This window comes from Veillonella sp. 27098_8_77, from assembly GCF_041431535.1.
Classification (GTDB): domain Bacteria; phylum Bacillota; class Negativicutes; order Veillonellales; family Veillonellaceae; genus Veillonella.
The window spans coordinates 50,194-66,184 of record NZ_JAPVXW010000010.1 but is presented as its reverse complement, the minus strand read 5'-3'; the positions used below and the strand labels follow the sequence as shown (position 1 = coordinate 66,184).

The 15,991-nt window shown below is 39.8% G+C and carries 14 protein-coding genes and 1 tRNA gene; 12 read left to right on the top strand and 3 right to left on the bottom strand.

What is annotated here, in order from left to right; translation table 11 throughout:
• Window positions 1–14 precede the first annotated feature (14 nt).
• The 10 genes from trmB (at window position 15) to O3617_RS07075 (ending at window position 9,686) form a co-directional block, all read left to right on the top strand.
• Entirely contained in the window at window positions 15–674 is a 660-nt protein-coding gene (gene trmB / locus O3617_RS07120; RefSeq protein WP_371449323.1) for a tRNA (guanosine(46)-N7)-methyltransferase TrmB, read from the top strand.
• 1 nt (window position 675) lies between these two features.
• On the top strand, window positions 676–2,004 hold the full coding sequence (locus tag O3617_RS07115) for an FtsW/RodA/SpoVE family cell cycle protein (RefSeq protein WP_371449321.1): 1,329 nt from the start codon (window positions 676–678) through the stop codon (window positions 2,002–2,004).
• A gap of 27 nt (window positions 2,005–2,031) precedes the next feature.
• Window positions 2,032–3,315: a uracil permease gene (uraA, locus tag O3617_RS07110; RefSeq protein WP_371449319.1), complete on the top strand. Its 1,284-nt coding sequence runs from the start codon at window positions 2,032–2,034 to the stop codon at window positions 3,313–3,315.
• Window positions 3,316–3,470: 155 nt separating this feature from the next.
• Entirely contained in the window at window positions 3,471–3,935 is a 465-nt protein-coding gene (locus tag O3617_RS07105) for an NfeD family protein (protein ID WP_371449317.1), read from the top strand.
• Between the two features lie 36 nt (window positions 3,936–3,971).
• Window positions 3,972–4,928, top strand: a complete 957-nt coding sequence (gene floA / locus O3617_RS07100; protein ID WP_005377705.1) for a flotillin-like protein FloA — start codon at window positions 3,972–3,974, stop codon at window positions 4,926–4,928.
• 8 nt (window positions 4,929–4,936) lie between these two features.
• On the top strand, window positions 4,937–5,509 hold the full coding sequence (locus O3617_RS07095) for a hypothetical protein (protein ID WP_371449315.1): 573 nt from the start codon (window positions 4,937–4,939) through the stop codon (window positions 5,507–5,509).
• A gap of 157 nt (window positions 5,510–5,666) precedes the next feature.
• The gene (locus O3617_RS07090) at window positions 5,667–6,389 is read left to right on the top strand and encodes a helix-turn-helix domain-containing protein (protein WP_371449314.1); all 723 of its coding nucleotides are present in this window, start codon (window positions 5,667–5,669) and stop codon (window positions 6,387–6,389) included.
• Between the two features lie 130 nt (window positions 6,390–6,519).
• Window positions 6,520–7,458, top strand: a complete 939-nt coding sequence (locus O3617_RS07085) for a hypothetical protein (protein ID WP_371449312.1) — start codon at window positions 6,520–6,522, stop codon at window positions 7,456–7,458.
• A gap of 77 nt (window positions 7,459–7,535) precedes the next feature.
• A complete protein-coding gene (locus O3617_RS07080) occupies window positions 7,536–8,168 on the top strand; it encodes a uracil-DNA glycosylase family protein (RefSeq protein WP_371449333.1) in 633 nt (210 codons plus the stop codon).
• 267 nt (window positions 8,169–8,435) lie between these two features.
• Window positions 8,436–9,686 (top strand): MFS transporter, encoded by a 1,251-nt coding sequence (locus tag O3617_RS07075; protein ID WP_371449311.1) that lies wholly within the window; start codon window positions 8,436–8,438, stop codon window positions 9,684–9,686.
• Window positions 9,687–9,780: 94 nt separating this feature from the next.
• Here the strand turns inward: O3617_RS07075 and pepT are convergent, their stop codons facing one another.
• Complete coding sequence (gene pepT, locus O3617_RS07070; RefSeq protein ID WP_371449310.1) at window positions 9,781–11,004, bottom strand: peptidase T; 1,224 nt, start codon at window positions 11,002–11,004, stop codon at window positions 9,781–9,783.
• A 232-nt stretch (window positions 11,005–11,236) separates the two neighbouring features.
• Between pepT and O3617_RS07065 the strand changes: the two genes are divergently transcribed.
• The gene (locus O3617_RS07065) at window positions 11,237–13,177 is read left to right on the top strand and encodes an OPT family oligopeptide transporter (RefSeq protein WP_371449309.1); all 1,941 of its coding nucleotides are present in this window, start codon (window positions 11,237–11,239) and stop codon (window positions 13,175–13,177) included.
• A 227-nt stretch (window positions 13,178–13,404) separates the two neighbouring features.
• Window positions 13,405–14,424, top strand: a complete 1,020-nt coding sequence (gene mmuM, locus O3617_RS07060; RefSeq protein ID WP_316598505.1) for a homocysteine S-methyltransferase — start codon at window positions 13,405–13,407, stop codon at window positions 14,422–14,424.
• An 80-nt stretch (window positions 14,425–14,504) separates the two neighbouring features.
• On the opposite strand, the gene O3617_RS07055 is transcribed toward mmuM, so the two are convergent.
• Together O3617_RS07055 and O3617_RS07050 are read right to left on the bottom strand one after the other, a co-directional pair.
• A tRNA-Ser gene (locus O3617_RS07055) sits at window positions 14,505–14,595 on the bottom strand.
• 137 nt (window positions 14,596–14,732) lie between these two features.
• A complete protein-coding gene (locus O3617_RS07050; RefSeq protein WP_371441847.1) occupies window positions 14,733–15,968 on the bottom strand; it encodes an FprA family A-type flavoprotein in 1,236 nt (411 codons plus the stop codon).
• Window positions 15,969–15,991: the final 23 nt, after the last annotated feature.

Genomic DNA, 15,991 nt, shown 5'->3' with positions numbered 1-15,991 from the left:
TAGAAGGAGTAACGATGCGTCTTCGTAGAAAACCGTGGATTGATGAAGCTATCCATGAGTATGATTCACACATTATTTTATCAGGTCAAGAAGCTTATAAGGGAAAATGGCGAGAGGCTTTTTCGCATCCTGAACGCCCATTATATATGGAACTAGGCACTGGTAAGGGGCGATTTATTGCAGGCATGTCTGAAGCATATCCAGATGCAAATTTTGTGGGTTTTGAAGTTCAAATCGGCGTTATTTATTATGCAGCGCAAAAGATTTTTGAAGCGCAGCGCGATAATGCAAAGGTATCGTTATTTGATATTGCCGGTATTGAAGAAATCGTAGCACCTGGCGAAGTAGATCGATTCTACATCAATTTCTGCGATCCATGGCCAAAGGCAAAGCATGCTAAACGACGGTTAACATATCACACATTCCTTGATCGTTATGCTCGTCTATTAAAGGATAATGGTGAAGTTCATTTTAAAACGGATAATGAAGATTTATTTATGTTCTCCTTAGAGGAGTTCAAGAATTGTGAGTGGGAACTTAAGAATGTAACCTACGATTTACATAGTACAGATTTACCAAATGTAAAAACAGAATATGAAGAAAAGTTTAGTGCAAAAGGACAACCTATTTTCCGACTAGAAGCAGTGAAACCAGCTGTTACTAAGGAGGTATAATATGTTGCAAAAAGGGGAAAAGAAAAAACACTTTTGGGAGAAGGTGTTTAAGAATGACCTACAAGGCATGTTATTGCCTATAATCTTAATGACCCTGATTGGTAGCATTAATATCTTTAGTGCTACTTATGTTGGATCTATTACCACCGATGATGGATTGTTGGGCTATGCGCCTAGACATTTGGGCTATTTATTGGTTTCTGCTATATTAGGTGTGCTTTTGTATCGGTTTGACTATCGGCGCTTGCAGAATGCCAAATTACTCATATGGATTATGGGCTTGACCGCAGTATCGTTATTGGCCATATATCTTGTTGGTGTAGAGGTGAATGGTGCACGTCGTTGGATCTCATTGGGACGATTTTCGTTTCAACCATCTGAGTTCGCGAAGTTGGCCGCATTATTGTGGACAGCAGCGAAATTGGCCGATACACCGTGGGTGAAACCGAGATTTACATCTATGTTCAAACCTAAAAAAGGGTTGTCCCGAAAAGAAGTTTTCTTTTGGTATATTATTGAACGCGTAAAATACATGGGCTATATGTTGTTGTGGCCAATCATATTTGCAGGCCTTACTATTAAACAACCAGATATGGGGACTGCCGTATTGATTATAGGTTTCTCCTATTTGTTAATATTCTTATCAGGCTTTGAAAAAAGTGTATTTGGTTTATCTTTGGTTGTGGCTGCTTTAGGTGGCTTTTATGCAGCTCAAAGTAGTTCGTATCGGTGGGAACGCGTTGTATCTTGGTTTGATCCATGGTCCTATGCACAAGACAAAGGCTATCAAACTGTACAAGGTTTGTTAGCCGTAGGCTCCGGTGGATTCTTTGGACAAGGCTTTCTAAATGGTACATCCAAGTACTTTTATCTACCTGAAGCACATACGGATTTTGCCTTTGCTGTTTGGGCTCAGGAAATGGGATTCTTAGGCGGTATTACGGTCGTATTCTTGATGGCTATGTTTACCTATTTTGGATTTCGCATTGCCAATAGGGCACGCGATGCCTTTGGTAGATGGTTAGCCATTGGTATTACGATTCTTATCAGTGGTCAAGCATTTTTTAATATCGCCATGGTTTGTGGTATGTTGCCTGTAACAGGTGTACCATTGCCATTCGTCAGCTATGGTGGATCTTCCTTGATGATGAACTGTTTGGCCATCGGTATTTTGGCAAGTATTGCGAGACGTGGTGTAGAAGGTGTTAAACCAATAGGTACTAAGGAGACCTTACCATCCTTGCGCGAGGAAACGCAGAGTCGATTCAAACCCAATAGACCTGTTGAACCTAAATTACCAGGCCGTTTTGTGCCACCAAATAAACGATAATATATGTGTTGTGTATGAGGGAAAATTATGAACGATTTTATTGATATTCAAGAACGCCCATCGTTGGGTAAATTATTGCCGCTTAGTTTTCAACATTTGTTTGCCATGTTTGGCTCTACCGTACTGGTACCGTATTTGTTGAAAGTCGATCCAGCAACGGCACTATTTATGAATGGCATTGGTACATTGTTGTACTTATTTGTATGTAAAGGCAAGATTCCAGCCTATTTAGGCTCTAGCTTTGCCTTTATTGCTCCTGTCAGTGCGGTGTTGGCTGCAGGATTAGGTTATGAGGCGGCAAAAGGTGCGTTCGTTGTATTTGGCTTATCCTTTGTTATTTTATCCTTCTTAGTTCGCTATATCGGCATCGGATGGATTGATAAATTATTTCCACCAGCTGCAATGGGGGCCATTGTTGCCATCATCGGTCTTGAACTAGCTCCAGTCGCTATGGGCATGGCCGGACTTATCGGTGATCAAAACCTCGGAATGTCTCATGAACAGGCTATCATTGTGTCTATGTTCTCCTTAATTGTAACCTTGCTAGGAACCGTCGTATTCCGCGGATTCCTTGCTGTTATTCCTGTGCTTATCGGCGTAGTGGCAGGTTATATCTTATCTGCTATCATGGGCGTTGTCGATTTCTCCGCTGTTGAAGCAGCGCCATGGTTCTCGTTGCCACAATTTTATGGCATGCCAGAATTCGACATTAATGCTATCGTTATGATTATGCCTGCACTATTTGTAGTATTTGCAGAACACGTAGGTCACCTAGTTGTTACTAGTAATATCGTATCTAAAGATCTTATGAAAGATCCTGGCTTAGAACGGTCTTTATTAGGTGACGGTCTTGCTAATATCCTTTCTGGCTTCTTTGGAGCCACACCAAATACGACCTATGGTGAAAACATCGGTGTGTTAGCGATTACACGATGCTTTAGCGTCTGGGTTATCGGTGGTGCAGCTGTATTGGCTATGATTATTTCCTTCGTAGGCAAGGTAGCCGCTCTTATCCATGCCATTCCAGTTCCTGTTATGGGTGGTGTATCCATCTTATTGTTTGGTATTATCGCTGCTTCTGGCTTGCGTATGCTTGTAGAACGTAAGGTTGACTATACAAATCCCGTAAACATGATTCTTACATCTGTTATTCTTGTTGTTGGCCTCAGTGGTGCCCAACTTGTTATAGGCCCTGTAGTTTTAAAAGGGATGGGCCTCGCAACTGTTGTAGGTATGGGGATGAGTATTGTACTCCTTATCCTACAAAAAACTGGTATAGGCAACGAACAGTTAAAAAAGACCGATGTGTAATTGAATAATTTTATACATTCTAACGCGCAGCTTAGGCTGCGCGTTTTGTCGTAAATAGGGCAGGTATATATACAGAATGGTTTGTGTCTATTGGAAAAATATAAATGTCTATTGTATAATATATTGTATGAAATGTTTTGTGAAAGGAGGTTTATATGGATTATATTTTTTGGCTTATTATAGGCCTTGTATTGATGGTTATTGAATTGGTTGTACCAGGTGGTATTGCGGGCCTTATCGGGTATTGTTTATTTATGTGGGGCGTATTTATCGGCCTTGGTGGAACAGATATAGCCTTATATGCCGTACTTGGTATTACGATTGTATTAGTAGTCGTATTATTAACCTTCTTTAATCACTTTTCAAAAACTTGGATTGGCAAACTTTTTACCTTAGGACAACGATCTACTACAAAAGCTGGCTATGTATCTAATGATGTATTACAAAATCTAGCTGGCAAGGAGGGCATAGCTCACACAACACTACGCCCTGCAGGTATCGCTAAAATAGATGGTAATTTAGTGGATGTTGTAACCGAAGGGGACTTCATCGATGCCGGTTCACCCATTGTGGTGCTTCGTGTTGTAGGTGGCCGCAATATTGTTAGAAAGCGCGACTAAGCTTTCACCACATCGTCGTAAATAATGGAGGTTATTATGGATGTAGGTATTTTAATTTTGATTCCCATTCTACTGATTGGGATTATGGTATTCTTGTATGTTGTGCCTTTAGGCCTTTGGGTATCCGCGTTGGCAGCCGGTGTTAACGTAGGCATTTTCACATTGGTTGGTATGCGTTTACGTCGTGTAAATCCATCTCAAATCGTAATGCCTTTGATTAAGGCGAATAAAGCAGGCCTTGAGGTTAATGTAAATCAATTGGAAGCGCATTACCTTGCAGGTGGTGACGTTGACCGAGTTGTAGATGCGTTAATCGCTGCCGAACGTGCATCTATTCCGTTGACATTTGAACGTTCCGCCGCTATCGACCTCGCTGGTCGTGATGTATTGGAAGCGGTTCAAATGTCCGTTAATCCTAAGGTTATTGAAACGCCAATTATCTCTGCAGTGGCAAAAAATGGTATCGAATTAAAGGTTCGTGCTCGTGTAACTGTACGTGCCAATATCGACCGCCTCGTTGGTGGTGCTGGTGAAGCGACAATCATCGCCCGTGTAGGTGAAGGTATCGTAACGACGGTAGGTTCCTCTGAAGAGCATACAGATGTACTTGAAAATCCAGATCATATCTCTCGTACCGTATTGGGTAAAGGTCTTGATGCGGGTACTGCATTCGAAATCTTATCTATCGATATTGCTGACGTAGACGTTGGACGTAACATCGGTGCTCAATTGCAAACAGACCAAGCAGAAGCAGATAAGAAAATCGCTCAAGCTCGTGCCGAAGAACGCCGCGCTATGGCTGTAGCGACAGAACAAGAAATGCGTGCTAAAACACAAGATATGCAAGCTAAGGTTGTGGAAGCACAAGCAGAAGTTCCAAAGGCATTAGCTGAAGCTTTCAGAAATGGCAATCTTGGCGTTATGGATTACTATAATATGAACAATATTATTGCTGACACTAAGATGCGTGAAAATTTAGCAGATGGTGAATAGGAGTAGCTATGGACTCTATTTTGTCTACAGTATTATCGGCCTTTGTGCATAACCCTATACTTATCCTTGCGATTATCGGATATATTGTATTCTCCTTTTTAAAAAGCTCAAAGAATGAAGATGCTGATGAGTATGAAAACTCAGGCGCTGAAAAGACGTGGGAGGATATGGAGCGTGAATATGGTATTCCCATTCAACGTAAGCTAGAAGAAGTAACTTCTGTTATCAAAGAACGTCATGAAGAGAAACCCGCCACTAATGCACCTATTCAAGTGTTAGAACAGACTCTTGAAAAGGTAATAGTTAAACGTAACGCAGAGCCAATCGTGATTGATAAACCTGTTGTGCCAAGTATAAAGGCTAACGATATGAATTCTGGAGCATCATTAACGGAACGATTAGCTGAGTTTAAACGCCAAAAGACAATGGAGGAAGGTAAGGTCCTTCTTAATGATATAGGTGCTCATGTGAAGCCTATAACTACGAAGAAGAATCGTAAATCGCGTAGTGATATTAAAGAAGGTATGAAATGGGCTTTTATACTAGAAAAACCAAAAGCATTGCGACATAGGGCGCGATAATGTATATATGTTCCTAATAAAGACAAGGGTTCCTAATGGTCACGGGGGTGACTATTGGGAACCCTTTTTCTATTGCAATATATAGAGTTAAGCTTTCATAATATGTGTAATAGGTAGGTTATGTGGTGTGCCTAACATATATGAAAGGAGCGATTATATGTATCGCAGTGTACGAAATATTCCGAGAGAATTGTTAGAGAATCTATATGTTAAAGAAAAGTGGACCTTACGGGATATTGCCGATTATATTGGGTGTAGCGTAGATACAATTGTGAGGCGTATGCAGATGTATCAGATTCCACGACGTGAAACGCGTAAAGATATCAATCGAGCAACTTTAGTTAATCTATATGAAGTGAGTCATACGAGTATTGAATCATTGTCCCGCCGTTTTAATGTATCCACTGCGACCATATCCAATCGATTACATGAGTATGGATTGCTTTGCACACATACTAATTCAATCCATAGTGTAGAACCAGATCGCATTAAAAAGGCCTATGAAAGTGGTAATAGCACATCTTGTATTGCCCGTATGATGGGACTTTCACGGTGGAAGGTATTACACATATTACATCACATGGGTGTTTCTGTACGTGGTGGGCGACGCAGAAATTTACCCATAGATGAAATGAGTTATCTTTATAGTCGTCACGGGTTGAGCACAAAAGATATAGGAATTGCCTATCAATTACAAGCTAATACGGTAGCATTATATCTGCGAGAGTCTGGTGTTGTGTTGAGGGGCAAACGGTTAGAAGTAGATATTGGTGAGATTAGTAGATTGCGGATGGCAGGATTATCTATAGCGGCCATTGCACGACAACTCGAATGTTCTACATCGGTTATTAGAAATCGTTTGAAACGGCAACAATCATAAAGTTTATAGCTGCTACAGGATGATATGCAACTAGGAATTGAAGTGGAATCAATATAAACCTTAAACCATTCGGTATAGTAATTTGTGGTTAATTACTATATACTTAGATTTATATGATGGGAGGTTTATTATGTTCGAATATTTAACATTATTATTACCATTTTTGCTTTTAGGCTTTGTTGCAGCTGGTTTATCTAGAATATCTGGCGTCGCATTGTCCATGATTATCGTACCAACCTTATTGATATGGGGGGCTACACCATTAGATGTGGTTGCCTTTATGCTCCTTTTTGTGGTGTACAACAACTTTACTGCTGAAACACAAGATGTACGACTAGATTACAAAGATCTTGTGCTATTTCCTAAATGGCGTCTATTGATTCCTTTAGTATTAACGGCAATAGGCATCTTTATTAATCCTGCTATTGGTATTGCTGTATTTATGGCGTGCTTTGTCTTGGAATTACTCGCCACTGTATATAAACGCATCCCTGAACGAGAACGTCCAGCCGTTCATCGCGTCATTGTACTGGCTATTCTAAGTGCCGTTGTAACAGCTATTGGTGCCTATGTAGGTCCTACTATTAGTGGGGATTACTATTTTGGCTTAGTTGGTTTAGCTATTTTAGCAATTACAGGTTTTGCTTGGTATGCAGGCCGTAATCGAAATGCATTTAAAGGCATTTGGGAATTTATCTGGGTTGATTTTGGCATTCTCCTTGGTTTATTCGGTATTGAAAGCTCTAACTATCCATCTGGGTTAACACGTGATTATAAGAGTCCTATGGATCGTATGTTGCCTATGATTACTGTAGTAGGTGGTTATGCTGGATTGATGGTTATCTTTGGCGTATATGGCATGTTCTCCTTGCCATCTTTTATTACTGCCATTGGTGCGGCCATTGGTATACGCATGTTCGGATTATATGAATTCCCTAAACGTGGCACATTCTCTTACCTAGCGATTGGGTTTGCTATAGCTGCCGTTGTATGTTTATATCTCGTATCTCCTGTACCAACAGGTTTTGATGCGGTTAATACCATTATGACGCAACCGATGGTTCAGTAAAAGGTGAATTTTATCATAGTATCTGTGGTATGAACTTGTTACTGTAAATATAGATAATTAACATGAATAATAAGGAGATGTGTATCGTGAGTGATAATACTACTATTAACAATGAATCCGATAAAGTTGTAGAAACGAGACCATTTCCGCCATTCTTGCCAAAGGATGCAACGGTTATGATGATGGGAACATTCCCACCGGAAGCTTCTAAGCGTGCTATGGAATTCCATTACCCTAATTTCCAAAATGATATGTGGCGTGTGTTTGGACTAGTATTCTTTGATGATAAAGAATACTTTAGAAAAGGCGAAGAAAAAGCCATGGATCCAGACAAGATTAAATCGTTTTTGGACCAAATAGGTATTGCATCTTGTCCGACCGTATATAAGGCGATTCGCGAGCATGGTAACGCATCTGATGCATTTCTTACTGTTGTGGAAACGGTTAACTTGAAAGATGTGCTAGATCAAATTCCAAACTGTAAGCACATTGGCACAACTGGTGGTAAGGCTACAGAAATCTTGCTTGGTATGTTACCAGAAAAGGTAAAATTACCAAAAACAGGGGAAACAATTCCTTTTGTTTATGAAGGGCGAGAACTTTCCTTGACGCGTTTGCCATCTACTTCTAGGGCGTATCCATTGAGCCTTGTAAAAAAAGCAGATGCTTATAAAGAGTTCTTTAAAGCTTGTGGTTTACAAACAAAATAATAGAATCAATTTATACTATAAAATACCTTTGGTTCTCTGCTTTAATTGATATATTAAAGTGGGGTTTATCAAAGGTATTTTATTATTAAAAATTTGAGTGAATACACTAAATAACTATATATTTTCAATGTATAATAATATAGCATTAGTCATAATTAAAAGTGATAACAACAATAACTTTTTAATTCTTGATTTTTATAATGAGAGGTCTATAATTAACCAATGTCATTGTGGTTGACAAATATTTTAGAAAATGGAGTTGGTACTATGGATAAGGCTAAGGAGGCCTTATGGACAAGATCATTTGTCCTCGATACTTTGATTAATTTCTTAGTATTTTTGATTTATTATTTATTAATCGTTATTATTGCCGTAGTTGCAAAAGATAACCTTCATGCCACAGCTAGTCAAGCAGGTTTAGCCGTTGGTATATATATTATTGGTACCGTCGTAGCACGGTTGCTAGCAGGTCGCTTCATTAGCGTGTTGGGCTGCCGCAAGATGTTGTATCTCGGCTTATTAATTTATCTACTTTCAACAGCCATGTATTTTTACACACCTAATTTGTTAATGCTTGATAGTGTGCGTTTCTTAAATGGTTTTGCTTATGGTATTACATCTACTGCGACTAGTACTATTATTGCAGCGATTATTCCTCAATCGCGTCGCGGTGAAGGAATTAACTATTATGGTTTGTCTACATCCCTTGCTGCTGCAGTAGGTCCATTCTTAGGTATCTTGATGCTTCATAGTCTTGGTTATGACTTTATCATTGCGTTCTGTGTTGCCCTTATCGTTATTTGTGGCATTGGCGCCGTAATTATGAAGTTTAAGGAACCTAAGCTCGATATTGAGTCTGAAGCTCATAAGGGTATTAAGATTTCCGATTATATTGAACCTCGTATGAATTCTATTAGCCTCGTTTCGGTGCTTGTAGGTTTTGCATATTCTGGTGTTATCGGCTTTATGGCGGCCTATACAAAGGATTTAGATCTTATCATGGCCGGCACATTCTTCTTTGTTGTATATGCCGTAGTTATTACCATCACAAGACCGTTACTTGGCATCCTATTCGATATGAAAGGGGAAAACTTCGTTTTATATCCTTGCTTCGTATCTTTAGCGCTTGGTATTTTCTTACTATCCATTGCTCACACTACATGGCTTGTACTGTTATCCTCCGTATTCGTTGGTCTTGGTTATGGTACATTCATGTCTAATGGACAAGCAGTAACCGTTAAAATTGTACCGGTTCACCGTATTGGTGTTGCTACATCAACATATTTTATCGCATTGGATGTTGGTCTTGGCTTTGGTCCATATATCTTAGGTGCTATTAAAGAAGTGGTAGGGTACACAAGCATGTTCCATGTAACTGTAGTCGTTGCCCTTGTAGCGTTAGTTGCGTACTATTTGTTCTATGGCCGTTATGTAGGGACAGATAAAGATCTTTCCTTGAAAGCACGTGCTGAAGAAGAACAAATTAGAAATCGTAAACGCAATGGTAAACTTGCGTAAGATGCTCTTTTACATTGGATATATAATTTTATAGATTAATAAAAAATGACTATTCGAGCTATTGCTCGAATAGTCATTTTGCTTTTATGTGGTATTATTTTTCGATATTTACGATGTTAACGATAACTTCGACAGCTTTTTTCATATCGTCAATACATGCAAATTCATGACGTCCATGAAGGTTTTCTACACCGGTAAAGATATTTGGTGTTGGAATACCCATGAAGGAAATTTTAGAGCCATCGGTACCACCTCGGATAGGATCACAAATAGGTGTAATACCTGCTTTTTCCATGGCCGCTTTGGCTACGTTTACACATTCCATATTATCTTTGATGATGTCATACATATTGTAATATTGATCTTTGACAGATACTTCGCATACTTCGCGGCCATAGATTTCATTTAATGTTTGACCGGCTTGTAGGAAGAATGCTTTTTTCGCTTCGAACAATTCTTTATCATGGTCGCGGATAATATAGTTCATCTTACCTGTATCCACTTGTGTTTCCATGCTCATAAGCATAAAGAAACCTTGACGACCACAGGTGTGTTCAGGAACAGCGGCCCCTGGTAATAGCGCATCAAATTGCATAGCCAGTTTAGCACAGTTAATCATGATTCCCTTCGCTGTACCAGTGTGTACTGATACACCTTTGAGCGTCACAGTTCCGCCAGCTGCATTGAATGTTTCATACTCGAGTTGACCTAGGCTTTCACCATCGATTGTATAGGCAAAGTCTACAGGGAATTGTTTTACATCAAAATGGTCTGCACCAGTGCCGATTTCTTCGTCAGGGCCAAAGGCGCACATGATTTTACCATGTTTGATTTCTGGGTGAGCCACAAGATAGGAGAGGGCCTCCATAATTTCGCAGATGCCTGCCTTATCATCGCCGCCTAGCAATGTAAGACCATCGGTTACGACTAGAGATTTGCCGATATAGTTTTTTAAATTAGGGAAATCTTCGCGACGTGTGAAAATTTGATGCTCTTCATTGAGACAAATATCGTTGCCATCATAGTTTTCAATGATGCGTGGTTTAATATTTTCTGCGTTATAGTCGGCCGTATCCATATGGGCAATAAAGCCAATCGAAGGAGCCTTTGCATCTGTATTAGCATGTAATGTACCAATGACAAATCCGTTTTCTCGATTGTAGATGACCTCATCAAGACCGATTGCTTTCAAATCAGGGACGAGTACATTAGTCGCAAAATCGACTTGTGTTTGCGTACTAGGAATCGTTGTGCTTTCCTCGTTAGACCTTGTATTTATGCTTGTATAGCGTACAAAACGTTCAACCATTGGTTCCATAATAAGCCTCCTAATGTATTGAATATATAATTGGTTGATACCATGGGTAGACCTAAATGGTCCATTCATAATCTAATTGTAGACCAGTAGTACATAAAATGCAAAGTGTATCCCTGTATAATATGTAAAAATATTCGCATTATGCATATAAAGCAATTGAAACACACATAATGCCGTGATAGTATAAAGGTGGATAGATATACGTTTGTGTTTTTTATGAGGAGGTTTTACCATGTCGGACGAAACTCGTTCTATTCCGCCCGTAGAACCGGTACTTGATCCTAAAAAGGACTACGAAGAAATTAATTCATACGTAGTATTTTGGGGCCTGTTCTATGCAGCAATCTTTACACTGGCTGTTGGCTATCTATGTTTGAAAATTGGTCAAACAGTAGATGCCTTTGCTCCAGTATCTGTACTTGCCATGGGTACAGCAGTTATTTTGAAACGGAAAAATGCGTTTGCTGAAACTGTACACATTCAAGCAATCGCTAGCTCTAGTACAAACACATTAGCTGGGGCTATGTTCTTCTTGCCAGCCCTTTACATTTGGGGTGTAACAGATGTAACCTTTACACAAATGGCAATTCCAATTATTCTCGGTGGCGTACTTGGTGTTCTATTATGCGTTATGTTCCGTCGCTACTTTGTAGAAGAAATGCACTATGTGTATCCGTTCCCAAGTGGTCGTGCTGCAGCTGAAGTATTGATGAGTAATGAAGGTAGCAAAGCTAAATTGATGTTAGGTTCAGGCCTTATTGCTCTCGTATATGACTTTATCCTAAACAGCCTTGGCTGGTGGGAAGAGGTCATTCGTACAGCTACATTTAAATGGGGCGCTGCCTTAGCCGACCAAACTAAATTGACGGCTGCCGTAGATACTGATGCAGCATTGCTTGGTCTTGGTTATTTTACAGGCCTTCGCTATGCAGCGATTATCGCAGCGGGCTCATTCTTCTCTTGGTTCGTATGTATTCCGATTGTGTACTTCTTAGCACCAGAACATGTGATGCACATCAATGGTCAATCCGTATTTTTAGCGGATGCGCCAATTCGTAAGGTATTCCTTGATTATGTGCGTCATATCGGTATCGGTATGCTTGCTATGGCCGGCATCATTGGCCTTTTGAGCATGTCTAAGGTGGTTGGCAGCGTTGTTAAAAAAGCAGTTTTAGATATATTCACATCCAAAACTACAGAGGTTAATTTGCTCCGTACGCAACGCGACGTTCCTACATCCTGGATTGGTGCAGGCATCTTGTTATGTACCGTTTTATTTGCCGTATACTTCCACTTTATGTATTCTGAAAGCCTCGCTCAAACAGGCGTAGCATTCTTGATTGTTTTAATCATGTCCTTCTTACTTGCTGTAGTCGGTATTAGCTCCATTGCCTATACTGGTACAGAACCGGTATCCGGTATGACAATCTTTATGATTATCATCTCGGCTGTATGTTTAACAGCTGCTGGCATGACTGGTAAAGTAGGTATGATTGCAGTCCTCATGATGGCATCCTTCATCGGTACGACCATCGGCATGTCTGGTAACTTTATGTCCGAACTTAAGGTAGCGCACATGACAGGTGCCACACCTAAGAAAATGGAACAATGGCAAATCGTTGGTACCATTCTTTGTGCTGTACTTTCTGTAGGTGTCATGATCTTATTAAATGGCGCTTATGGTTTCGTAGGAGACCATGCATTGAATGCGCCTCAAGCGAATGCGATGGCTGCTATCATCGAACCTATGATGACTGGTGGTAGTGCACAATGGCCTTTATACATGGCAGGCGCATTGTTCGCAATTATTTTGTGGATGGTAAAAGTTCCACCTTTGGCATTTGCCCTAGGTACATATTTACCAATGGAAATCAACACACCATTACTCGTTGGTGGTTTGATTGCATACTTTGTACAAAATAGTACAAAAGATAAAGCGTTGGCAGACCTTCGCTTCTCTAAAGGTAGTACAATCGCTTCTGGTCTCGTAGCCGGTGGTGCTATTGGTTCCTTGTTCAGTGCTGTACTTCGTATAGCAGGTATTGATGTATTTGCTCAAGAATGGGTAGAAACACCAGAAGCAACATACCTCAGTATTGTAATGTACTTATTACTCTGTGCATTCTTGTACAAGGTAGCTATGTATATTAAAGACAAAAAAACAGCTAAATAATATGAATCCTTTATAATAGGATCATGAATAACGCTCTCTATGAATGCAATTCATAGAGAGCGTTTTCTATATGGAGATAATCAAATTGTGATGAGTACCTTTTTGTTATAGATATAATCAATATCAAATAAAGCATATTTATATGGTAGGAATTATTGACCTAGGATATATAGGGTGATATGATATGTTTATAATGAATTCATTAGAGAGCGAAAATAGGTGATAGAATGGCAAAACGTAATGCATTTTTAGATATAATCAAAGAGAAAGGGCACCTTGTATTAGATGGGGCACTAGGGACTGAATTAGAACGTCTTGGATACGACATTAGTGATAAACTATGGTCTGCTAAGATGCTCATTGAAAATCCAGAAGCCCTTAAAAAGCTGCATATTGCGTATTTGGCCGCTGGTGCAGATATTATTGAAAGTGCTGGCTATCAAGCGACAGTAGCAGGTTTTAAATCCTATGGCTGTGGTACGGAAGAGGCTCTTGAACTGGTTAAATCATCTGTGCGTATTGCCGTACAGGCTCGTAATGAATTCTTAGAGGCTAAAGCTAATGATGCTCTTACATTGCGTGGTATTACATTAGGTGAACAGTTGCCAGAAGGTAGTGTGCGCTACTTTTCTGAGGGGGCCTTACCAAAACCTTTAGTAGCAGCTTCCGTAGGGCCTTATGGGGCCTTTTTGGCAGATGGTTCTGAGTACCATGGAAATTATGGTGTACAAACAGAGTATCTCGAGGTATTCCATATTCCACGTATGGCATTGTTCTGTGAAGAAAATCCAGACGTTATAGCGTGTGAGACTGTTCCATCTTATGATGAAGCTATTGCCATCGCTCGTACTTTGTGTGATCCGTTTACGACAAAAGGTATTCCTGCATGGATTTCCTTTTCCTGTAAAGATGAACATCATATCTCAAGCGGTGAGACCATCATTAAATGCGCTGAAATGATTGATAAGGTGCGTCAAGTAACGGGCATAGGTATTAACTGTACAGCACCGGAATATGTAGAGTCCTTAATCAAAGATATTCGGTCTGTCACAGATAAACCGATTGCCGTATATCCAAATCTTGGTGAAACCTATGATGGAGAAACTAAAACATGGTCAGGTGGGCAGCAAAGCTTTATTGATTATGTTGATGTATGGCGCAAGGCTGGTGCGAACATAATTGGTGGATGTTGCCGAACAAATCCTGATATCATTCGTGAAGTTGCAAAACAAATACATGTAAAATAAATGAGAGGGGCTGTTTAGATACAGTCCCTCTTTCATATACAAAAAAAAGAAGGTCATCCTTCAGATAACCTTCTTATATGTGGCGGAGAGACAGGGATTTGAACCCTGGGTACGGTATAACCGCACACATGATTTCCAATCATGCTCCTTCAGCCGCTCGGACACCTCTCCATGTATTCTGTTGTGTAACAGGTACTTGTATAGTATATGAAAAAGTTAGATTTATGTCAAGAACAAAATAGTAGAATTATTATAGTTTCATAAGAGTTTTAAAAAGCCGCCCCGAAGGACGGCTTTTAGTCTGTATATTATAATACTTCTTTGATTTCTGCTGCATCGATGGATGCTTTGATATCGTCTGCCATTTTTTCGATTAATGGAATATCTTCTTCTTTCAAAGAGGATTTGATATCAAGTGGTTCGGATACGATTTCAATGTCTTTGAAGTCATTTTCGAAGTGAGCAACCATTGTTTTCATTGCAGCGGAAGCCCAGGAATGGTTACCGATGATGGATACCTTATGATTTTGGAAGTTAAGTGCTTTCAACTCATGAATGAAGTTTTCCATAGTAAGGTATAGGTTCAAGTTGTATGTTGGTGCAATTGTTACCAAGTTTGTATATTTCCAAGCATCAGCGATGATGTAGGAAGCATTTGTTTTAGAAACATCGTAGATTTTAATATCTGTAACACCGCGTTTAGACAATTGTTTAGCCAATTGTTGAGCAATGTCACGAGTGTTGCCATACATGGAACCGAAAGCGATAACAACGCCTTTTTTCTCAGCTGTGTAGCTAGACCAGTGCAAGTATTTGTGCAAGATATATTCAATCGTTTCAGGTGTACGCCAGATTGGACCATGAAGTGGAGCAATGCGTTTGATTTCAAGGCCGGAAACCTTGCGAATTGCATTTTGTACTTGAGGACCATATTTACCAACGATATTTGTGTAGTAACGACGAGCTTCATCTTCATAGGTTGCTACAAAATCAGTTTGGTCAGCAAAGATGTTGCCATTGATTGTACCAAATGTACCAAATGCGTCAGCAGAGAACAATGTACCTGTAGATTTTTCATACGTACAAGTTACTTCTGGCCAGTGAACCATAGGCATTGTATAAGAAACAAGGGTATGTTTACCTAAGCAAATTTCGTCGCCTTCTTTAACTGTGTAGTATTGGTCAGGCTTTGGTGTGCGGTAGAATTGCTCGAACATGCGGAATGTTGTTGCATTACCAACCATTTTACAATTTGGATAGCGTTCCAATGTTTCTAACAATGTTTGGCAGTGGTCAGGTTCCATATGGTTTACGATGATGTAATCGAGGTCACGACCATTTAAAAGGTGAGATAAGTTGTCGAAGTATTCTTCGCGAATTTCTGCATCAACTGCATCAACAACACAAGTTTTTTCATCATCGATGAAATAGCTATTGTAGCTTACACCATTTGGAATAGGGAATAAGTTTTCAAAACGTTCAGTTGTCCAGTCATTACTACCAATCCAGTAGATATTATGGGTCATTTTTTGAGCACAATGCATAGTAATATCCTTTCCTTACACAT